Genomic DNA, 19625 nt, shown 5'->3' on the forward strand with positions numbered 1-19625 from the left:
CGCCTCGGCCACGTCGACGTGTCAGGGCGCTCCAGCGCGCGTACGTTCGGCGGCCGCCGCCCGGCTCGTGCGCAGGTGCTCGCGCGCGAGCCGGGCAGCGGTCTCCTCGTCACCGTCACGGACGGCGTCGAGGAGCGCCCGGTGCTCGTCCGCGATGCCGGCGAGGTCGGAGTGCTGGGCCAGCAGCCACCGCACCCGGCTGGCGGTGACGGCGTGCAGCTCGGCGAGCACGGGGTTGCCGGCGGCACCCACCACCGCCTCGTGGAAGTCGGCCGCCGCCCGGCGCGCGCCCGGCCCGTCGCCCTCGGCCGCCGCGGCGGCCTCGCGTTCCCACGCCTCCGTCATCGCGGCGAGCTGGTCCGGTGCACGGCGCCGGGCGGCGAGCCGGAAGTGCAGCGGTTCCGTGGCCTCGCGCACCTCCTGCAGGTGCGCGACGTCGGCATCCGTGAACTCTCGCACGACCGCCCAGCTGCGCGGGCGCGGGGTCACCAGTCCCTCCGCGGCGAGCGCACGCAGCGCGTCCCGCACCGGGATGCGGCTCACACCCAGCTCCGCGGCGAGGTCACGCTCGACGAGCCGGCTGCCGGGCTCGCGCGTGCCGTCGACGATCTGCTCGCGCACGACACGTGCGACGCGCGCCGACTCGGGCGCAAAACCTCTCTGCCCGGAGGACTCGGCCGGCGGCGTGGTCATGTCGCCATCCTGCCAGGGGTGCCCGCCCGGACGGGGGGCCAGGCCCCGCTACCCGCAAATGGGATACCATTTGTCCTGACGATCGTCCCGGTCACGCTCCGCGCCCGAGAGACCACAGTGAGAGGAACCCGATGAGCACCACCACCGGCACCGTCCTGCGCGACGTACGCCCCTGGGGCGGCGCGCGCAGCGACCTGCACTTCGAGGACGGCCAGATCACGGCCATCGTCCCGCACGACCCGGCCGGACCCGCGGCTGCCGAGTCGAGTGAGGGCGATGCGGGTCGGGATGGCGCGGGTCGGGACGGCGCGGGTGACGGCGTCATCGAGGGCGGTGGGCTGCTCGCGCTGCCCGGGCTGGTCAACGCGCACGCTCACGTGGACAAGTCGTGGTGGGGCAAGCCGTGGGTGAGCTACGGCGGCGAGGGCGGCGTGCAGGGCCGCATCGCGCACGAGCGGGCGCACCGCGACGAGCTCGGCATCCCCGGCGTGGACGTGACCCTCGCCGTGCTGCGCGAGTCGGTCCGCACCGGCACCACGGCGGTCCGCACGCACGTGGACGTCGACCTGGGCGTGGGCCTGCGCGGCATCGAGACGGTACGTGCGGCGGTCGCGGCGCTGGGCGGCGCCGTGACCGCTCAGATCGTGGCGTTCCCGCAGGACGGCGTGCTGCGCCGACCGGGCGTGCTCGAGCTGCTCGACGCCGCCGCCATGGCGGGCGCCGAGCATGTCGGCGGCCTCGATCCAGCCTCCGTCGACCGCGACCCGGTGGGCCAGCTCGACGGCCTGTTCGCGATCGCGGAGCGGCGCGACGTCGGTATCGACATCCACCTGCACGACGGCGGTGACCTGGGCGCGTTCCAGATCGAGCTGATCATCGACCGGACGCTGCGCACCGGCCTTCAGGGTCGGGTGAACGTTGCGCACGGCTTCGCCGTCGGTCAGCTGGCCCCGACGCGCCAGGCCGAGCTGGTCGCCGCGATGGGCGAGGCGGGGATCACCATGACCACCGTCGCACCGATCGGCGGGGCTCCCCTGCCCCTGCACGCGCTGCGAGACGCCGGGGTCGCCGTCGGCCTGGGCACCGACGGGATCCGCGACCTGTGGTCCCCGTACGGCACCGGCGACCTGCTGGCACTGACCACGCAGCTCGCCCGGCTGTCGGGCTTCCGGTACGACGAGGACCTGGTCACCGCGGCCCGGATCGCCTCGGCCGACGCCGGGCGGTTCGTGGGCCGCGCCGTGCACGACCTCGCGGCCGGCGCCCCGGCCGACGTCGTGCTCGTCGACGCCGAGAACGTGCCGGACGCCGTGGTCCGCGCTCCGCGCCGGGCGCTGGTGGTGGCCGGAGGCCGGGTCGTCGCACGCGACGGCGAGGTACTGGTCTGACCGCCGGCGACACCTGAGGACCGGATGCGGGTGACTGTGGGCGGGTACGAGCGACTTCGGTCGGTTGCCATGAGATCGGTCGGTTGAGATCTGACTTCGGTCGGTTGCCATGAGATCGGTCGGTTGAATGACCGATCTCATGGCAACGGACCGAAGTCGTTCCGAGGGCGGTGCAAGAGACCGAACTCAGGCACTGCCCGCCCTCACCTACCTCATTGATCAAACCAATCCCCTCATCCGCCACTCCAACACCTTGACCCTCGCGCCAGTCCTCCGTAGATTGCTGGCAGTTCATCCGATGTTTGCGAAGGAGCGGGCATGGCCACGATCAGAGGTGTCCGCGTCGAGGACGTGCGGTTCCCCACGTCGGTCACGGCCGACGGCTCCGACGCGATGAACAAGGACGCCGACTACTCGGCGGCCTACGTCGTGCTGGAGACCGACGCCCCCGACCCGGACGACCCGGGTGGCGCACACCTGAGCGGCTACGGCCTGACGTTCACCATCGGCCGCGGCAACGACATCGTCGCCGAGGCCGCGCGCCAGCAGGCCGCGATGCTCGTGGGCCGGGACGTCGACGAGCTCGCCGCCGACATGGGCGCCGTCTACCGCGGCCTGACCGCCGACAGCCAGCTGCGCTGGCTCGGGCCTGAGAAGGGCGTGGTGCACCTGTCGCTGGCCGCGGTGCTCAACGCGCTCTGGGACCTGGTCGCCCGCCGGGCGGGCAAGCCGCTGTGGCGCCTGCTGGTCGACATGACGCCGGAGCAGCTCGTCGACGTCGCCGACCTGCGCTACCTCTCCGACGCCCTGACCCGCGAGGACGCACTCACGATCCTCCGGGAACGGGAGGGCACCAAGCAGGAGCGGCTCGCGCACCTGGAGCGGACCGGCTACCCGGTGTACACGACGTCGGCCGGGTGGCTCGGCTACAGCGACGACAAGCTCCGGCGGCTGTGCCAGGAGGCCGTCGACGCCGGGTACCAGCACGTGAAGCTCAAGGTCGGGGCGAGCCTCACCGAGGACGTGCGCCGGCTCACCATCGCACGTGAGGTGCTGGGCCCGGACCGCGCGCTGATGATCGACGCCAACCAGGTCTGGGACGTGCCGCAGGCGATCGAGTGGATGGGGGTGCTGGCCCGGTTCGACCCGCTGTGGATCGAGGAGCCGACCTCGCCCGACGACATCCTGGGGCACGCCGCGATCCGCCGCGCCGTCGCGCCGGTGGGGGTGGCCACGGGCGAGCACTGCCACAACCGCGTGATGTTCAAGCAGCTCTTCCAGGCCGGCGCGATCGACTACTGCCAGCTCGACACCGGGCGGCTGGCGAGCGTCAACGAGATCGTCGCCGTGCTGCTGCTCGCGGCGAAGTTCGGGGTGCCGGTGTGCCCGCACGCGGGCGGCGTCGGCCTGTGCGAGATGGTGCAGCACGTCTCCGTGCTCGACTACGTGGCGGTCGGCGGAGACCTGACCGGCCGCGTGACCGAGTACGTGGACCACCTGCACGAGCACTTCACCGACCCGTGCCTCGTCGCCGACCGGGGCGCCGGCACCGCGTACGTGCTGCCGTCCCGCCCCGGTTACTCGACCCGGATGTACGAGGCGTCCCTGGACCGGTTCAGGTTCCCGCACGGGACGTACTGGGTGCGCGATACTGCGGACCATGTCCCGCACTGACGAGGTCGTCGACGGCATCCGCAGGATGATCCTCGACGGCCGGCTCCGCCCCGGCGACCGGCTGCCGATCGAGAAGGACCTGGCCGACACGCTCCAGGTCTCGCGCGGCTCGCTGCGGGAGGGCGTGCGCGCCCTGTCGATCCTCGGCGTCGTGCACACCCGTCAGGGCGACGGCACCTACGTCACCAGCCTCGACCCCGGCCGCCTGCTCTCCCCCATGGCCCTGGTCCTCGACCTCCAGGACGACGGCGCCATGCCCGCGTTCCACAGCGTGCGCCGCGTGCTGGAGACCGAGGCCGCCGGGCTCGCGGCGAGCCGCATGCCGGACGCCGCCGTGGCCGAGGCGCGGGCGATCCTGGACCAGGTCAGCGACGTGCTGCACGCGAATCCCGTGGACCACGACAAGTTCATCGAGATCGACATCGCGTTCCACCGGGTGATCGCGGCCCACACCGGCAACCCCGTGCTGGAGGCGCTCATCGAGTCGTTCGCCGGCCGCACCGTGCGGGCGCGCCTGTGGCGGGTGCTGCACACGGAGGGCATCGAGGAGCGCACGCACGACGAGCACGAGGCCATCTGGCGGGCGCTCGCCGCGCACGACCCGGAGGCGGCCCGGATCCGTATGGCGAGCCACCTCCTGGGCGTGGAGGACTCCCTCCCCAGACCAGAGAACCTGAACGAGGTCCCCTGACCCACCGACCTGTCAGCCCCTCCCGTACGTGTCAGGCCGTACGTGTCAGAAGCACAGGTCACCGGAGTGACCTGTGCCTCTGACGCGGGTAGCCGGCTCTGACACGTCGCGGGGCTACTCGTAGAGGACCGCGGCGATCTCCTCGTCGTCGATGTTCTTCTTGTCGTACCAGTAGAAGCCCGAGTCGATGACCGGCTCCAGCTCCTCGTCCTCGATGGCCGCCACCGCCGCCCTGACGGTCTCGTAGCCCATCTTGATCGGGTCCTGGGTGATCGCCCCCGCCATGAGGCCGTCCCGGATCGCGTCGGTCTGCGCCGTGCCCGAGTCGAAGCCGATCACCGTGAGCTCGCCCGCCTTGCCGGACTCCTGCACCGCCTTGACCACGCCGATGGCGGAGCCCTCGTTGGTGCCGTAGATGCCCTTGAGGTCGGGGTGGGCCTGCATGATCGCCTTCGCGGCGTCCGCGGACTTGAGGTGGTCGCCCCCGGCGAACTGGGTGTCGACGATCTCGAGGTCGGGCGCGTTCTCCTCGACGTACTGGGTGAACCCCTCGACCCGCTGCTGGCCGGTCTGCGACGTCTGGTCGTGCCCGACGATCGCGATCTTGCCGCTGCCGACCAGCTCGGCCATGTGCTTGGCCGCCTCGGCCGAGGCGGCCAGGTTGTCGGTGGACACGGTGGTCACCGGCACGTCCGACTCCACGCCGGAGTCGAACGCGATGACGGGGATCCCCCGCGACTCGGCGTCGGTCATCATCGGGATGGACGCCTCGGAGTCGAGGGCGGCATAGCCGAGCGCGTCCGGGTTCTTGTCCAGGGCGGTCTGCAGCATGGTGAGCTGCTTCTCGACCTCGGTCTCCGTCTCGGGGCCCTCGAACGTCACCTCGACGTCCAGCTCGGCCGCCGCGTCGTCGGCCCCCTGCTTGACCGCCTGCCAGAACTGGTGCTGGAAGCCCTTGGAGACGAGGGCCACGTAGGGCTTGTCCCCCGCTCCCGGCTGCTCGCCCTCCGAGCCGCACGCGGCGAGCGCGAGGACCGCGGCCACGGACGCGGCGGTTACGGTGGCGAACCTTCGGCGCGTGCTGGTGTTGCTGTTCATGTGGGTCCATCTCCTTCGGTGGTCACGGTCACGTCAGGCTTCCTTGCCCCGGCGCAGGATGTCGGCGTAGACGGCCAGGACGATCACGATGCCGACGGCGACCTTCTGCCACTCCTGCGGGATCGACATGATCCGCAGGCCGTTGGTGAGCGTCGCCATGATCAGCGCACCGATCACGGTGCCGAGGATCGTCGCCTTGCCGCCCCGCAGCGAGGTGCCGCCGATGACGACGGCGGCGATCGCCTCGAGCTCGTACCCGAGGCCCAGGCCGGGCTGCGCGGAGTTGAGCCGCGAGGCCATGACGACGCCGGCCAGGCCCGTGAACAGTCCGGCGACGGTGTAGATGACCACCTTCCACCGCCGCACGTCGACGCCCGAGATCGCCGTCGCCTCCTCGTTGGAACCGATCGAGAGCGCGTAGCGGCCGGTGAGCGTCCTGCTCAGCGTGACACCGGCGATGACGGCGGCGACGAAGAAGATCAGGACGGCGTTCGGCAGGCCGGGCACCAGCTCCCCGGCGGCGAGCTGGTCGAACCCGCCGACGTCGCTGAAGTAGATGGGCTTGGTCCCCGAGATGACGAGCGAGAGGCCCTGCGCCACCATCATCATCGCCAGCGTCGCGATGAACGGCGGCAGCCGCAGGTACGAGACGTTCAGGCCGTTCAGCAGACCGATCAGCGCCCCGATCGCCAGGCCGCCCAGCACGCCGACCACGAGCGGCAGCCCGAGGTTCGCCAGGAACACGCCCGTCATCACCGAGCACAGGGTCATGCCCGTGCCGACCGACAGGTCGATGCCGCCGGTCGCGATGACGAACGTCGCGCCCAGCGCCATGATCCCGGTGACGGCGGTGGCCAGCAGGATGCCCTTCACGTTGGCCCAGTCCAGGAAGTACGGGCTGGCGATCGAGAAGAAGGCGAAGATCACCACGAGCCCCGCGAAGGCGAGGACCTGCTGGAGCTGTTGCCGGTTGCCGAACCGTGCGGGCCTGCGGGTCGTCGTGGACGTCGTCGTCATTGTGCGTCTCCGGTCATTGTGCGTCTCCGGTCGTGACGAGCGAGCGGTCGGCACCGAACCGCGTCGCGAGCTCCATGATGTCGTGCTGGGTCGCGTCGGCGTTGGCGAGGGTGCCGGTGACGCGGCCCTCGCACATGACGACTATCCGGTCGGCGAGCCGCAGCACCTCCGGCAGCTCGGACGAGATCACGATGATGGACTTTCCTTGCGCGGCCAGGCTCGTGAGCAGGCCGTAGATCTCGTCCTTCGCGCCCACGTCGATCCCGCGGGTCGGCTCGTCCACGATCAGCACGTCGCAGTCGCGCACGAGCCACTTGGCGAGGACCACCTTCTGCTGGTTGCCTCCCGAGAGGTTCTTGGCCGTCTGGGTGACCGACGGCGTCCTGATCGCGAGCCGGTCCACCATCTCGGCGGCCACCTGGCGCCCTGCGGTGTCGCGGACGAAGCCCGCCCGGGTCATCCCCGGCAGGGAGGACAGCATCACGTTGCGCACCACGTCCTGGTCCAGGAGCAGGCCGTAGCGCTTGCGGTCCTCCGAGAGGTAGCCGATGCCGTGGCGCACGGCGTCAGCGGGGTTGCGCACGGTGACCCGGCGGCCGTTCACCTCGATCGCACCGGTCGAGCGGTCCGCGCCGATGATCGCCCGGGCCACCTCGGTGCGCCCTGCGCCCATGAGCCCCGCGAAGCCGAGGATCTCGCCGCGGTGCAGCTCGAAGGACACGTCCTTGAGGAGCTTGCGCGTGCTCAGCCCGCGCACCGCGAGCGCCACCTCCCGCTCGCTCGTGCCGGACGCCGCCGGGTCGGGCCGCACGCCGGTCTCGAGCTGCCTGCCCACCATCGCCGCGATGACCTCCCGGGTGTCGGTCCGGTCGGTCGGCAGGGTGTCCACGTAGCGGCCGTCGCGCAGCACGGTGATGCGGTCGGAGATCTCCTTGACCTCGTCCATGCGGTGCGAGACGTAGATGACGCCGGTGCGCGGGGAGACGAAGTCGCGGACGATCCGGAACAGGGTGGCGACCTCGGTCTCGGTGAGCGCCGCCGTGGGCTCGTCCATGATCAGCACGCGGGCGTCGAACGAGAGGGCCTTGGCGATCTCCACCATCTGCTGCCCGGCCACGCTGAGGTGCGCGACGGGCTGCCGCGGGTCCAGCGGGATGCCGAGGCGTTCGAAGAGCGCGGCTGCCCGGCGGACGAGCTCGTCGTCCCGGATGAGGCCGGCCCGCCGGGGCTCGCGGCCGATGAAGATGTTCTGCGCGACGCTCAGGTCGGGCATCAGGTGGAACTCCTGGTGGATCACGCTGATGCCCAGCTCGTTCGCCTGCCGGGGGCCGGCGGGGCTCATCGGCGTGCCGTCGAGCTCCATGGCCCCGGCGTCCGGCTGGTAGATGCCGGACAGGAGCTTCAGGAGGGTCGACTTGCCCGCTCCGTTCTCGCCGACGAGCGCCAGCACCTCGCCGTGCCGCAGGTCGAGGTGCACGTCGTCGAGCGCGCGGACCCCGGGAAAGGACTTGCTGATCCCCGTCGCGCGCAAGAGGGCTGGGCTGTCCGACACGTGATGCTCCTTTGCCTCCGTGTTAGTCGCATTCATACCGCAGACATCGGATGCATCTCAAGATCCCTGGCCAGATCGACACCGAACTGACCCCTCGAGCCGCCTCGGGACCACGATAGATCAGATGACTCGCCTGTCCTACGGATGTACCGGAACGGCCGCGGCGGCGAGCAGGCCCGCGTCGGCCAGCGCGCGCCACAGGTCCGCCGGCACGCGTGCCGCCGCTCGCTCCCCCGCCTGTCGCGCCTGCTCGGGCGTCCCGAGACCGACGACCGTGCTCGCGACCGCCGGGTGCGTGCGCACGTAGGCGAGCGCCGCCTGCGGCAGCGTCACGCCGTGGTCGGCGCAGACCGCGGCGATCCGGCGGGCCCGGTCGAGCAGGCCCGCCGCGGCGGGCGCGTAGTCGTACGTCGCGTCCGACGGCGGGGAGTCGTGCGCGAGGATGCCCGAGTTGTAGGCGGCCGCGGCGACGACCGCCACACCCCGCTCGGCCGCCGCGGGCAGCAGGTCGGCGAGCGCGGGCTGCTCCAGGAGCGTGAACCGCCCGGCGCACATGACCACGTCGACGTCGGTCTCGCGCACGAACCGGGTGAGCATCGCCGACTGGTTCATCCCGGCACCGACCGCCCCGACCACCTTCTGGTCGCGCAGCTCCAGCAGGGCGGGCAACGCCTCGTGCGCGGCCTGCTCCCAGTGCTCGTCGGGGTCGTGCAGGTACACCACGTCGACCCGGTCCAGGCCGGTGCGCTCCAGGCTCGACTCCAGCGACCGCAGCACGCCGTCGCGCGAGAAGTCCCAGACCCGGCGCGCGGTGGCGGGCACCTCGAACATGTCGGGGTCGCGACGGTGCGCCGTCCCGGGCGACGGCACCAGCAGTCGCCCCACCTTGGTGGAGACCACGAGCTCGGCGCGCGGCCGGGTGCGCAGGAACGCGCCGAGCCGTCGTTCCGAGAGCCCGAGGCCGTAGTGCGGCGCGGTGTCGAAGTACCGGACGCCCGCGGCCCAGGCGGCCTCGAAGGTGGAGTGCGCCTCCTCGTCGGTGGTCGCCCGGTACAGGTTGCCCGCCGGGGCGGCGCCGAGGCCGAGCGTGGTGAGCCGGACCCCGGTGGCGCGCACCGCCGTCGTGTCCATCTCGGCCCGCCCCCGGCCTAGCCCTGCCCGGGCGCTCGGGTGCGCAGGGCGTGCGAGCCGCCGTCCACGGCGAGCACCGCGCCCGTGGTCGCGGCGGCGAGCGGGCTCGCGAGGTAGCAGACGGCGTGCGCCACCTCGTCGGCGCTGACGAGCCGGCCGGAGGGCTGCCGCGCCTCGAGCGCCGCCCGTTCGGCGGCCGGGTCCTCGGCGGCATCGAGCAGCCGGCTCACCCACGGGGTGTCGGCGGTGCCCGGGTTGACGCAGTTGACGCGGATGCCGTCCCGCACGTGGTCCGTCGCCATGGCGAGCGTGAGGGCCTGCACCGCCCCCTTGGAGGCCGAGTACAGGGCGCGGTTCGGCAGGCCGGTCCACGCGGCGATGGAGCAGGTGTTCACCACGGCGGCGTGCGGGGACTCCCGCAGGTACGGCAGCGCGGCGCGGGTCACGCGCACGATCCCGAGCACGTTCACGTCCAGCACCCGCAGCCACTCGGCGTCGTCGTTGTCCGCGACGGTGCCCTGCGCGCCGATCCCCGCGTTGTTGGCGACGACGTCGATGCCGCCCATCGCCCGCGCGGCGGCCTCGACGGCGGCGCGCACCGCCGCGTCGTCGGTCACGTCGGCGACCTGGGCGCCGGCGCCCGGCGGGACGCCGTCGGTCACGCGGTCGAGGGACGTGACCCGCGCGCCCCGCGCGAGCAGGGCCCGCACGATCGCCGCCCCGATGCCCGACGCGCCGCCCGTGACGACGGCGCGGACGCCCGCGAGCTCGCCCGCGGGCACGGCCCCTGCTGTGGTCCCGGCTGTCATACGTGCCCTTCGTCGAGGTCCTGCGCGTCGTCGAGGTCGTGCGCGCGCCCCAGGTGGTACGCACGCCGTGCGGTCCCCGCCCACACCGCCGCGGACTCGGCCGCGCTCAGCCCGGCCAGCAGGTCCCCGAGGGCCGCCATCCACGCGCCGTAGTCGCTCGCGAGGAGCACCACGGGCCAGTCGGAGCCGAACATGAGCCGGTCCGGCCCGAACACCTCGAGCGCGTGGTCGACGGCGGGCCGCAGGTCGTCGGCCCGCCAGCCGTCCCAGCGGGCCTCGGTGACCAGACCCGACAGCTTGGCCGTCACGTTCGGCCGGGCGGCGAGCTCGGTCAGCCCTTGCTCCCAGGCGGCCAGGGCGTGCGCTGCGCCGGGCTCGGCGGCGTCGAGGCGCGGCTTGCCCAGGTGGTCGAGCACGAAGGAGACCTCCGGCAGCGCCGCGGCGAGCCGCGCGCACGCCGGGAGCTGGTCGGCACGCACCACCAGGTCGAACACGAGACCGGGCCCGGCCCCGGCGCCGCAGGCCGCCGCGATACCCCTGCGGACGTCGGCGCGGTCCAGGTAGTCGGGGTCCGGCTCGGCCTGCACCTGGGTCCGTAGCCCGGCCAGCGCGCTGCCGCCGGGCCCCTCGCGCAGCGCGGCGACGTGGTCCCCCACGCCGGGGTCCAGGAGGTCGGCCCAGGCGACGACGCCGCGGATCCGGGCCGCGCGCCCGCCGTCGGACGCCGCGATCGCCAGCAGCTCGCGACTCTCCGACCACAAGCTCGCGGACTGGACCACGACCGTGGCGGTCACCCCGTGCACGGCGGCGGGCAGGTCGGCAGGAGTGAAGTCGGCGTCGATCGCGGCCATGGTGACTGGGTCGATCCAGTCCTGGGGCGCGCGCGAACGCACCCACAGGTGATGATGTGCGTCCACGACGTCGTGCGGCACCGTTGCTCGCTTTCCGGAGACGTTCGAGCGAAAACATCCGATGTATATCACGATGCCCGGCAGACGAGAACGGCCCCGACCGGCCGGGTGCCCGACGGGTGGCGACCCGCCCGCGAACGGCAGGAGACACGCGGGCGGGCAGGATGCAGGATGGGTCCCATGAGCCACGCCGAGCGCACGACCGACATCAAGCCCCGTTCCCGCCAGGTCACCGACGGCCTGGAGGCCACGGCGTCACGCGGGATGCTCCGGGCCGTCGGGCTCGGCGACGAGGACTTCGCCAAGCCCCAGATCGGCGTCGCGAGCTCGTGGAACGAGATCACGCCGTGCAACCTCTCGCTCGACCGGCTGGCGGGTGCCACCAAGGCGGGTGTGCACGCGGCGGGCGGCTACCCCCTGGAGTTCGGCACCATCTCGGTCTCCGACGGCATCTCGATGGGCCACGAGGGCATGCACTTCTCGCTCGTGTCCCGCGACGTCATCGCCGACTCCGTCGAGACCGTGATGCAAGCCGAGCGCCTGGACGGCTCGGTGCTGCTGGCCGGCTGCGACAAGTCGCTGCCCGGCATGCTGATGGCGGCAGCGCGCCTGGACCTCTCCAGCGTGTTCCTCTACGCGGGCTCGATCATGCCGGGCTGGGTCAAGCTCGAGGACGGTACGGAGAAGCAGGTCACGATCATCGACGCCTTCGAGGCCGTCGGGGCGTGCTCGCGCGGACTTATGAGCCAGGGTGACGTCGACCGGATCGAACGGGCGATCTGCCCCGGAGAGGGCGCGTGCGGCGGCATGTACACGGCCAACACGATGGCGTCGGCGGCCGAGGCGCTCGGGATGTCGCTGCCCGGTTCGGCGGCCCCGCCGTCGGCCGACCGGCGGCGCGACGTCTGGGCGCACCGGTCCGGCGAGGCCGTGGTGAACCTGCTGGAGCAGGGCATCACCGCGCGCGACATCATGACCAAGGAAGCGTTCGAGAACGCGATCGCCGTGGTCATGGCGTTCGGCGGGTCCACGAACGCGGTGCTGCACCTGCTGGCGATCGCCTACGAGGCCGAGGTCGACCTGACCCTCGACGACTTCTCCCGCGTCGCCGACCGGGTGCCGCACCTGGGCGACCTCAAGCCGTTCGGGCAGTACGTGATGAACGACGTCGACCGGATCGGCGGTGTGCCGGTGGTCATGAAGGCCCTGCTGGACGCCGGACTGCTGCACGGTGACGTCATGACCGTCACCGGCCGCACCATGGCCGAGAACCTCGCCGACATCGCCCCGCCCGACCCGGACGGCAAGATCCTGCGTGCCCTGGACGACCCGATCCACAAGACCGGTGGCATCACGATCCTGAACGGCTCGCTCGCGCCCGAGGGCGCCGTCGTGAAGTCGGCCGGCTTCGACTCCGACGTGTTCGAGGGGACCGCGCGCGTGTTCGAGCGCGAGCGCGGTGCGCTCGACGCCCTGGAGGACGGGACGATCCAGGCCGGCGACGTCGTCGTCATCCGCTACGAGGGACCGAAGGGCGGGCCGGGCATGCGCGAGATGCTCGCGATCACCGGCGCCATCAAGGGCGCGGGCCTCGGCAAGGACGTGCTGCTCATCACCGACGGCAGGTTCTCCGGCGGGACCACCGGGCTGTGCGTGGGCCACATCGCCCCGGAGGCCGTCGACGCAGGGCCCATCGCGTTCGTGCGCGACGGCGACCGCATCCGGCTCGACGTGGCGTCCAAGACGCTGGAGATCCTCGTGGAACCGGCCGAGCTCGCCGCGCGCGCGGCGGGCTGGGCGCCGCTCCCCCACGCGTACACGCGGGGCGTGCTCGCCAAGTACTCCAAGCTGGTCCAGTCGGCGTCGAAGGGTGCGGTGCTGGCGTAGGGCCATCTAACGATCCAGATTCGGTTGTGTCGATGACGACGGTCGCCAAGATTTCTTCGTGCGAGACTTCCGGGCTCAAGGACCAACGCACGTAATTTTCTTCCGCAACGAACTGGAGCGACTCCATGACCCCCGAGGCCTGGAAGACGATCGCGATCGTCGCGTACCTCGCACTGATGCTGGGTATCGGCTACGCGGCGTTCCGCCGGACGGACGACAACCTGGACGACTACATGCTCGGCGGGCGCCGGCTCAGCCCGGGCGTCGCCGCGCTGAGCGCCGGCGCGTCGGACATGTCCGGCTGGCTGCTGATGGGCCTGCCGGGCGCCATCTACCTGAGCGGGCTCGTCGAGTCCTGGATCGCCATCGGCCTGACGATCGGCGCGTGGCTCAACTGGAAGTTCGTGGCGCCCCGCCTGCGCGCCTACACGGAGACGGCGAAGAACTCGATCACCATCCCGAGCTTCTTCGAGAACCGCCTGCACGACACGTCACGGCTGCTGCGCGCCTCGTCCGGCGTCATCATCCTGGTGTTCTTCACGTTCTACGTCTCGTCCGGCATGGTGGCCGGCGGCACGTTCTTCGAGGGCTCGTTCGGCCTCGACTACACGACGGGCATCTGGGTCGTCGGCGGCGTGACGCTCGCCTACACGCTGTTCGGCGGGTTCCTCGGTGCCACCTGGACCGACGTCGCGCAGGGCATCCTCATGCTGATCGCTCTCATCGCCGTGCCGGTCATGGCCTTCATCGACATCGGCGGCTGGGGTCCGGTGCGCGAGGGCCTGCTCGCCGCCGAGACCAGCGGCGCGACGAACCACCTGTCGTTCCTCGCCGGCGCCTCCGTCACCGGGGTCGTCTCGGCCGCGGCGTGGGGCCTCGGCTACTTCGGCCAGCCGCACATCATCGTGCGCTTCATGGCGATCCGGTCCCCGCAGGACGCCGTCGCCGGTCGCCGCATCGGCATCAGCTGGATGATCCTCACCGCTCTCGGCGCCGTGCTGACCGGTCTGATCGGCGTCGCCTACGTCAACGTCCAGGGCGACACGCTGGAGAACCCCGAGACGGTGTTCCTCTACATGTCGCAGATCCTGTTCCACCCGCTCGTCGCGGGCCTGGTCCTGGCCGCCGTGCTCGCAGCGATCATGTCGACCATCTCGTCCCAGCTCATCGTCTCGTCGTCCGCCCTGGTCGAGGACCTGGTCAAGATCACCGGCCGGGCGATGACGGCCCGCACCGAGGTGATGCTGGGCCGCGCCGGCGTGCTGCTGGTCGCCGTGGTGGCCGCGATCATCGCGTTCGACCGCACCGACACGATCCTGGACCTGGTCGGGTTCGCCTGGGCCGGTTTCGGCGCGGCGTTCGGGCCGATCGTGATCCTGAGCCTGTACTGGAGCCGGCTCACCCGCTGGGGCGCGCTGTCCGGCATGGTCGTCGGCGCGGTCGTCGCGTTCGCCTGGGGCCGGTCCCCGCTGGCCGACACGCTCTACGAGCTCGTCCCCGGCTTCGTGCTGGGCGCCCTCGTCGCGATCGTCGTCAGCCTGTTCACCCCGGCGCCGTCCGCCGCGGTCCGGGAGGAGTTCGCCGAGGCGACCCGCCTCGCGTCGGCGAAGTCCGCCGCCACCCCGTGACGGCCGGGCCCACCCGTGCGGCGCCGCCGCGCGGGTGGGCCGGACGGGAACCCGGACCGGCGTCGCTCAGCGCGCCTCGGCGAGCCACGCGCGGGGAGAGCGGCCCAGCTCGCGCGTGAACGCCCGGGAGAACGCCGGCGAGTTGGCGTAGCCGAGCTCGGTGGCGGTCCGGGCGACGGACGCCCCTGCCCGCAGACGGTCCTGGGCGATCGTGAGCCGCCACCCGGTGACGTACTCGGCCGGCGGACGCCCTACCGTCGCCTTGAAACGGGCGGCGAACGCGCTGCGCGACATGTTCGCCTCACGCGCCATCGTGGCCAGCGTCCACGGCCGGCCCGGGGCCTCGTGCACCGCGACGAGCGCGCGAGCGAGGCGCTCGTCGGCGAGCCCGGTCAGCAGCCCCGCGGGCAGTGCGAGCTGGTCCGTGTGGTCCAGCACCCAGCGGAAGAGCTGGATGAGCACCACCTCGAACAGCCGGTCGGCCAGCACCCGGCGGCCGCAGCGCACGTTGTCGATCTCGGCGAACAGCAGGTCGAGCGACGGGCCCAGACTGTCGACCGCCTCGAGCGGCAGCACCAGGACGGGCGGGAGCGTGCGCACGAGCGGATGCGTCACACCGCCGTCGAAGTCGAGCGTCGCGCAGGCGAAGTCGGACTCCTCCGTCGGCGCGTTGTGGAACGAGTGCTCCAAGGGCCGCGGGTAGAGGAGCAGGCTCGGCCGGTCGACCTCCATGCGTTCCAGCCGGCCGGCGGGCCCCTGATAGGTCAGCGCCATCTCGCCGCGCCGCAGCACGTGCAGAAAGCCCCGGCCCGGTGTCGCGGCGAACGTCGTCACGCCGCACAGCGGGCCCGTGTGGAACACGTGCGTGCGCACCCGGAACTGTTCGAGAAGCGGCGAGAGCCGGTCGATGGAAGCCACTCGACCAGTGTGCCAGACGATCTGGTACGAACCACGGACGATTGTGCGCCATCCGTCCATCTGCGGCGGCCAGTCTAGGAGCACGCCACCGCGGCACCTCGCGGGAGGCGGTCCAGATCACGGCTGAAGGAGCATCTCCATGTCCACTGTCCACCTTGTTGAGCACGAGTCGACCACCGGCAGCGTCAAGGACCAGCTCGACCAGATCCACGCCGCGTTCGGCACGGTGCCCGCGATGTTCCGGGCCGTCGCGAACTCCCCCGCAGCACTGACGAGCATGTGGTCGTCGTTCGGGGCGTTCGCCGGTGGAACGCTCGGGCCGGCGCTCGGCGAGCAGGTCGCCGTCGCCGTCGCGAACCGCAACTCGTGCGAGTACTGCCTCGCCGCCCACACCGCTCTCGGCCGCAAGGCCGGCCTCAGCCGGGAGGAGCTGACCGCCGCGCAGGAGGGTGCGTCCGACGACCCGCGTACCGCCGCTCTCCTCGGCTTCGCCCTGAAGGTCGTGGAGCAGCGCGGGCAGGTGACCCCCGAGGACGTCCAGGCGGTCCGCGACCAGGGCTGGGGCGACGAGCACATCGTCGAGGTGATCGCGCAGGTAGCCCTGAACCTGTTCACCAACTACGTCAACATCGCGCTCGACGTCCCGGTCGACTTCCCGACCGTCGCGCTGCGCCGCGCGAGCTGACCCTACGTGCCCGGCTCGCCCGGGCGGCGTGAGCACGAGGTGGCCTCCGCGATCGCGGAGGCCACCTCCTCGAACCCGGTGTCACCGATCCGGCGGGCGTAGTCGGCGTCCCTGAGCGCCCGGTAGCGGGCGAACAGGTACGCCCGGCCGGGGTCGCACCCCGCGGCCGCGACCAGGGAGTCGAGGCGCTCCCGGATCCCCGGCAGCAGACGCGGCCCCGCCGGATACTCCGCGAAGCGGTTCCGCAGCAGCGGCACCAGGTCCCACTCCCGCGGGCCGTGCACCGGCTTGGGGTCGATGGCCTTCCAGGACGCGCCGGAGCGGAGCACGTTCTCGTAGTGGAAGTCGCCGTGGAGCAGCACGTGGGGCACGCTCCGGAAGGCCCGCACGACGTCGGGGCGCAGCTCGCGGATGCGCTCGCCGTACGCCTCGCCCGGCTCCAGCACCTTCGACTCCAGCCCGAGCGCGTCGTCGAACCCCGACCGCGGCGGAACGTGCAGGAGGTTCAGCAGCCGGGCGGCGACCTCGACGGCCGTGCCCATCGGGGCGGACGTCAGGCTCGTTCCCGCGTCGAGCCGTTCCAGCAGCAGCGCCCCGGCCTCGTCGCGCGACGCCAAGAGCCGCGCCGCGCCCCTGCCGTCCCACCGGCGCAGCGCCGCGGCCTCGCCTCGGGTCTCGGCGTCCCGCCAGCCCACCTTCAGCACGCAGCGGGACCCGTCCCCGCGTCGCACCTCCCACACGAGGCCCACGTTCCCCGCGACGGGCGGGCCGGCGAGCGTGAGGTCCCACTCCTCCAGGAGCCGCCCGACCACTCCGGGGAGCCGGTCGATCCACTGCCGCCCTGCCGCTTGCTCACGCCGGACGGTCCGGGCCGCGAAACCGGCCGGGACGGTGAGGTAGTCCGATGCCACACCGGCTCCGTTCCGTGCGGCACCCTCGGCCGGCACCGGATCAGGCTGCCAGAGCCGCGGCCCGCGGGGCATGCCATCGTGGTGGCGGGGGTCCGTGCCACGCGCGCCCCGCCACCGGAGGTGACAGGGATGACCAGACCGGAGACGCCGGACGACGCTCGGCTGTGGACGATCGGCCACTGGACCTGCCCGGAACCGGAGTTCCTGCGGCCGCTCGACGAGGAGGGGATCGAGCTGATCGCCGACGTCCGGGCCCAGCCCGGGTCACGGCGTACCCCGCACTTCGACCAGGACCGGATGCCGCGGTGGCTGGCCCGCGCGGGGATCGACTACCTCCACCTCTCCGAGCTGGGCGGACGGCGTCCCAAGCAGCAGGTGGATCCCGGCATCAACGCCGGCTGGCAGAACACGAGCTTCAGGAACTACGCGGACTACACCCTCTCCGCCCCGTACCGGCAGGGGGTCGAGCGGCTGACGAGGCTGGCGACGGACCAGCGCGTGGCGGTCCTCTGCGGTGAGCCGATGCCCTGGCGCTGCCACCGCCTGCTCATCGCCAACACGTTCGCCGCACGGGGCTGGACGGTCTGGCACCTCGTCGTCGGCGCCGCGCCCCGACGTCACGAGCTGGGCCGGTGGGGCGCGGCGCCGTCGGTGGACGCGGCCACGAACGTGACCTACCCGGCGAGCGACGAGGCCGGCCGGTAGACCGGACCTCCGGGTTTCCTGTGAGCCGGCCCTCCGGCGGCGCGGTATCCGGCGCACGGCGCGCCGGCGCCGCGCCCGACTCACCGGAACCTCACAGAGGTCCCCAGAACCCGGCCAGCACCGCCCGGCACCGTCTCCCCCATGAACAGGATCGACGTACACGGACTGACCAAACGCTACGGACCCGACACCGTGGTGGACGACCTCTCGTTCACCGTCGAGGCCGGCCACGTGACCGGGTTCCTCGGCCCCAACGGCGCCGGCAAGTCCACGACCATGAAGATGATCATGGGCCTGGCCACGCCGACCCGGGGCTCGGTCACGATCGGCGGCCGCGACTATCGCGACCTGCCCGTGCCCCTGACCCGCGTGGGTGCCCTGCTCGACGCGGGCGCCGTCCACGGGAGCAGGACCGCCCACGACCACCTGCTGGCACTGGCGGTGAGCAACGGTCTACCGGCCGGCCGGGTCGGCGCGGTGCTCGAACGGACCGGCCTGACGAGCGTCGCCCGCAAGCACGCCGGCGAGTTCTCGCTCGGTATGCGGCAGCGGCTCGGGATCGCGGCGGCCCTGCTCGGCGACCCGCGGGTGCTCATCTTCGACGAGCCGGTGAACGGGCTCGACCCGGAGGGCATCCGGTGGATCCGGGGCTTCATGCGCTCCCTCGCCCACGAGGGCCGCGCGGTGCTGGTCTCCAGCCATCTGATGAGCGAGATGGCGCAGACCGCCGACCACCTGGTCGTGATCGGCCGCGGAAAGCTGATCGCGGACACCAGCATGAGCGACTTCATGGCCGCCAACGGTCAGGGCACGGTGCTGGTCCGGTGCTCGGAACCGGCCGACTTCGCCCGCCTGCTCACGGCCGCTGGCGCCACGGTGCGCGACGGGCTCGAGTCCTCGCTCGTCGTGGTGGGCATGACCAGCACGGAGATCGGCAGGCTCGCCGCCTACCACGACGTGGTGCTCAGCGAGCTCGCCCCGCAGCTCGCCTCGCTGGAGGACGCCTTCATGGAACTGACCAAGGACAGCCTCGAGTACCTGGGAGCCACCTCATGACCACGCTCGCCCGAGCCCGCGGCGCGGCCGCGCCCGAAGCCTCCGCCGCAGCCCGCACGGTGCCCTTCGCGCGCACCGTCCACGCCGAGTGGATCAAGTTCCGCAGCCTGCGCTCCACCTGGTACACCCTGGCCTGCCTCGGCTTCGCCGGGCTGGGTATCACCGCTCTCGGCATGAGTACCGCCGGGGTGGAGTACGCGGACCTGACCGCCGCGGAGCGCGCGGACTGGGACCCGACCAACCAGAGCCTGACGACGTACCTCATCGCCCAGCTGATCCTCGGTGTCCTGGGCATCCTGGTCGTCACCTCGGAGTACGCGACCGGCCTCGTCCAGACGTCGCTGGCCGCCACACCCCGCAGGCACCGGCTGCTGGCCGCCAAGGCGGTGCTGCTCACCGGCGTCGCGGCGGTGGCGGGGCCTGCTCTCATGTTCAGCTCGTTCCTCCTCGGGCAGTCCATGCTCGCCGCGCAGGGCGTGCCGAACGCGAGCCTCGACGACCCGGGGGTCCTCTCCGCCGTTCTGGGTGGCGGCGTGTATCTGACGGCGATCGCACTGCTCGCGGTCGGCCTCGGCACGATCCTGCGGGCCACGGCGGGCGCGATCGTCGCTCTGGTGGCCATCGTCTTCCTGGTCCCTGGGTTCTCGGGCCTGTTCCCCGGGTGGCTCGACTGGGTCCTGGACTTCTGGCCGAGCCAGGGCGCGGCCGCCGTCCTCGCCACCGTCCCCGACCCCGCCTACCCGGACCCGTGGCTGAACCTGGCCGGGATGTGCCTCGGGGTCGCGGCGGTGGTGACGGTCGCGTTCGTCCTCTTCCGGCGGCGTGACGTGTGATGCCGCCTGCGGCACGGGACCGTTCGTCCGCCGGCCGC

Annotated in this window: 18 protein-coding genes; 9 read left to right on the top strand and 9 right to left on the bottom strand. The window is 72.3% G+C overall.

The window, feature by feature from the left end:
• Positions 1-21: 21 nt before the first annotated feature.
• Positions 22-693 (bottom strand): GntR family transcriptional regulator, encoded by a 672-nt coding sequence (locus tag ACYVK7_RS11450; RefSeq protein ID WP_460887803.1) that lies wholly within the window; start codon positions 691-693, stop codon positions 22-24.
• Between the two features lie 131 nt (positions 694-824).
• On the opposite strand from ACYVK7_RS11450, the gene ACYVK7_RS11455 reads away from it, so the two are divergent.
• The 3 genes from ACYVK7_RS11455 to ACYVK7_RS11465 all read left to right on the top strand — a co-directional run bounded on the left by ACYVK7_RS11455 (position 825) and on the right by ACYVK7_RS11465 (position 4446).
• The gene (locus tag ACYVK7_RS11455) at positions 825-2081 is read left to right on the top strand and encodes an amidohydrolase (RefSeq protein ID WP_460887804.1); all 1257 of its coding nucleotides are present in this window, start codon (positions 825-827) and stop codon (positions 2079-2081) included.
• Positions 2082-2399: 318 nt separating this feature from the next.
• Complete coding sequence (locus tag ACYVK7_RS11460) at positions 2400-3755, top strand: enolase C-terminal domain-like protein (protein ID WP_460887805.1); 1356 nt, start codon at positions 2400-2402, stop codon at positions 3753-3755.
• Complete coding sequence (locus tag ACYVK7_RS11465; RefSeq protein WP_460887806.1) at positions 3742-4446, top strand: FadR/GntR family transcriptional regulator; 705 nt, start codon at positions 3742-3744, stop codon at positions 4444-4446. The genes ACYVK7_RS11460 and ACYVK7_RS11465 overlap by 14 nt, the downstream gene beginning before the upstream one ends.
• Before the next feature lie 114 nt (positions 4447-4560).
• On the opposite strand, the gene ACYVK7_RS11470 is transcribed toward ACYVK7_RS11465, so the two are convergent.
• The 6 genes from ACYVK7_RS11470 to ACYVK7_RS11495 all read right to left on the bottom strand — a co-directional run bounded on the left by ACYVK7_RS11470 (position 4561) and on the right by ACYVK7_RS11495 (position 10985).
• A complete protein-coding gene (locus ACYVK7_RS11470) occupies positions 4561-5544 on the bottom strand; it encodes a substrate-binding domain-containing protein (RefSeq protein WP_460887807.1) in 984 nt (327 codons plus the stop codon).
• Between the two features lie 33 nt (positions 5545-5577).
• On the bottom strand, positions 5578-6561 hold the full coding sequence (locus ACYVK7_RS11475) for an ABC transporter permease (RefSeq protein ID WP_460887808.1): 984 nt from the start codon (positions 6559-6561) through the stop codon (positions 5578-5580).
• 13 nt (positions 6562-6574) lie between these two features.
• Complete coding sequence (locus ACYVK7_RS11480; protein WP_460887809.1) at positions 6575-8113, bottom strand: sugar ABC transporter ATP-binding protein; 1539 nt, start codon at positions 8111-8113, stop codon at positions 6575-6577.
• A 138-nt stretch (positions 8114-8251) separates the two neighbouring features.
• Positions 8252-9244, bottom strand: coding sequence for an aldo/keto reductase (locus ACYVK7_RS11485; RefSeq protein WP_460887810.1), 993 nt, complete (start codon positions 9242-9244; stop codon positions 8252-8254).
• A 17-nt stretch (positions 9245-9261) separates the two neighbouring features.
• Positions 9262-10053 carry an SDR family NAD(P)-dependent oxidoreductase gene (locus tag ACYVK7_RS11490; RefSeq protein ID WP_460887811.1) on the bottom strand — a complete coding sequence of 264 codons (792 nt, stop codon included), beginning with the start codon at positions 10051-10053 and terminating at the stop codon, positions 9262-9264.
• On the bottom strand, positions 10050-10985 hold the full coding sequence (locus ACYVK7_RS11495; protein WP_460887812.1) for an amidohydrolase family protein: 936 nt from the start codon (positions 10983-10985) through the stop codon (positions 10050-10052). Before ACYVK7_RS11495 ends, ACYVK7_RS11490 begins: the two co-directional genes overlap by 4 nt.
• Before the next feature lie 159 nt (positions 10986-11144).
• Between ACYVK7_RS11495 and ilvD the strand changes: the two genes are divergently transcribed.
• Positions 11145-12851 carry a dihydroxy-acid dehydratase gene (ilvD, locus tag ACYVK7_RS11500; protein ID WP_460887813.1) on the top strand — a complete coding sequence of 569 codons (1707 nt, stop codon included), beginning with the start codon at positions 11145-11147 and terminating at the stop codon, positions 12849-12851.
• A gap of 125 nt (positions 12852-12976) precedes the next feature.
• Complete coding sequence (putP, locus tag ACYVK7_RS11505; RefSeq protein ID WP_460887814.1) at positions 12977-14479, top strand: sodium/proline symporter PutP; 1503 nt, start codon at positions 12977-12979, stop codon at positions 14477-14479.
• Between the two features lie 66 nt (positions 14480-14545).
• On the opposite strand, the gene ACYVK7_RS11510 is transcribed toward putP, so the two are convergent.
• Positions 14546-15397 carry an AraC family transcriptional regulator gene (locus ACYVK7_RS11510; RefSeq protein ID WP_460887815.1) on the bottom strand — a complete coding sequence of 284 codons (852 nt, stop codon included), beginning with the start codon at positions 15395-15397 and terminating at the stop codon, positions 14546-14548.
• Positions 15398-15536: 139 nt separating this feature from the next.
• Here ACYVK7_RS11510 and ACYVK7_RS11515 point away from each other — a divergent pair, with 139 nt between their 5' ends.
• On the top strand, positions 15537-16082 hold the full coding sequence (locus tag ACYVK7_RS11515; RefSeq protein WP_460887816.1) for a carboxymuconolactone decarboxylase family protein: 546 nt from the start codon (positions 15537-15539) through the stop codon (positions 16080-16082).
• 2 nt (positions 16083-16084) lie between these two features.
• On the opposite strand, the gene ACYVK7_RS11520 is transcribed toward ACYVK7_RS11515, so the two are convergent.
• Positions 16085-16993, bottom strand: a complete 909-nt coding sequence (locus tag ACYVK7_RS11520) for an aminoglycoside phosphotransferase family protein (protein ID WP_460887817.1) — start codon at positions 16991-16993, stop codon at positions 16085-16087.
• A gap of 129 nt (positions 16994-17122) precedes the next feature.
• On the opposite strand from ACYVK7_RS11520, the gene ACYVK7_RS11525 reads away from it, so the two are divergent.
• The 3 genes from ACYVK7_RS11525 (at position 17123) to ACYVK7_RS11535 (ending at position 19587) form a co-directional block, all read left to right on the top strand.
• A complete protein-coding gene (locus ACYVK7_RS11525) occupies positions 17123-17698 on the top strand; it encodes a DUF488 domain-containing protein (RefSeq protein WP_460887818.1) in 576 nt (191 codons plus the stop codon).
• Between the two features lie 141 nt (positions 17699-17839).
• The gene (locus ACYVK7_RS11530) at positions 17840-18754 is read left to right on the top strand and encodes an ABC transporter ATP-binding protein (protein ID WP_460887819.1); all 915 of its coding nucleotides are present in this window, start codon (positions 17840-17842) and stop codon (positions 18752-18754) included.
• Complete coding sequence (locus ACYVK7_RS11535) at positions 18751-19587, top strand: ABC transporter permease (protein ID WP_460887820.1); 837 nt, start codon at positions 18751-18753, stop codon at positions 19585-19587. The genes ACYVK7_RS11530 and ACYVK7_RS11535 overlap by 4 nt, the downstream gene beginning before the upstream one ends.
• Positions 19588-19625 lie beyond the last annotated feature (38 nt).

The organism is Promicromonospora xylanilytica, assembly GCF_054782895.1.

What these genes read in the sequence shown, in the direction of transcription:
- ACYVK7_RS11450 (WP_460887803.1), bottom strand. Translation starts at nt 693, where the DNA reads ATGACCACGCCGCCGGCCGAGTCCTCCGGGCAGAGAGGTTTTGCGCCC.
- ACYVK7_RS11455 (WP_460887804.1), top strand. Translation starts at nt 825, where the DNA reads ATGAGCACCACCACCGGCACCGTCCTGCGCGACGTACGCCCCTGGGGC.
- ACYVK7_RS11460 (WP_460887805.1), top strand. Translation starts at nt 2,400, where the DNA reads ATGGCCACGATCAGAGGTGTCCGCGTCGAGGACGTGCGGTTCCCCACG.
- ACYVK7_RS11465 (WP_460887806.1), top strand. Translation starts at nt 3,742, where the DNA reads ATGTCCCGCACTGACGAGGTCGTCGACGGCATCCGCAGGATGATCCTC.
- ACYVK7_RS11470 (WP_460887807.1), bottom strand. Translation starts at nt 5,544, where the DNA reads ATGAACAGCAACACCAGCACGCGCCGAAGGTTCGCCACCGTAACCGCC.
- ACYVK7_RS11475 (WP_460887808.1), bottom strand. Translation starts at nt 6,561, where the DNA reads ATGACGACGACGTCCACGACGACCCGCAGGCCCGCACGGTTCGGCAAC.
- ACYVK7_RS11485 (WP_460887810.1), bottom strand. Translation starts at nt 9,244, where the DNA reads ATGGACACGACGGCGGTGCGCGCCACCGGGGTCCGGCTCACCACGCTC.
- ACYVK7_RS11490 (WP_460887811.1), bottom strand. Translation starts at nt 10,053, where the DNA reads ATGACAGCCGGGACCACAGCAGGGGCCGTGCCCGCGGGCGAGCTCGCG.
- ilvD (WP_460887813.1), top strand. Translation starts at nt 11,145, where the DNA reads ATGAGCCACGCCGAGCGCACGACCGACATCAAGCCCCGTTCCCGCCAG.
- putP (WP_460887814.1), top strand. Translation starts at nt 12,977, where the DNA reads ATGACCCCCGAGGCCTGGAAGACGATCGCGATCGTCGCGTACCTCGCA.
- ACYVK7_RS11515 (WP_460887816.1), top strand. Translation starts at nt 15,537, where the DNA reads ATGTCCACTGTCCACCTTGTTGAGCACGAGTCGACCACCGGCAGCGTC.
- ACYVK7_RS11525 (WP_460887818.1), top strand. Translation starts at nt 17,123, where the DNA reads ATGACCAGACCGGAGACGCCGGACGACGCTCGGCTGTGGACGATCGGC.
- ACYVK7_RS11530 (WP_460887819.1), top strand. Translation starts at nt 17,840, where the DNA reads ATGAACAGGATCGACGTACACGGACTGACCAAACGCTACGGACCCGAC.
- ACYVK7_RS11535 (WP_460887820.1), top strand. Translation starts at nt 18,751, where the DNA reads ATGACCACGCTCGCCCGAGCCCGCGGCGCGGCCGCGCCCGAAGCCTCC.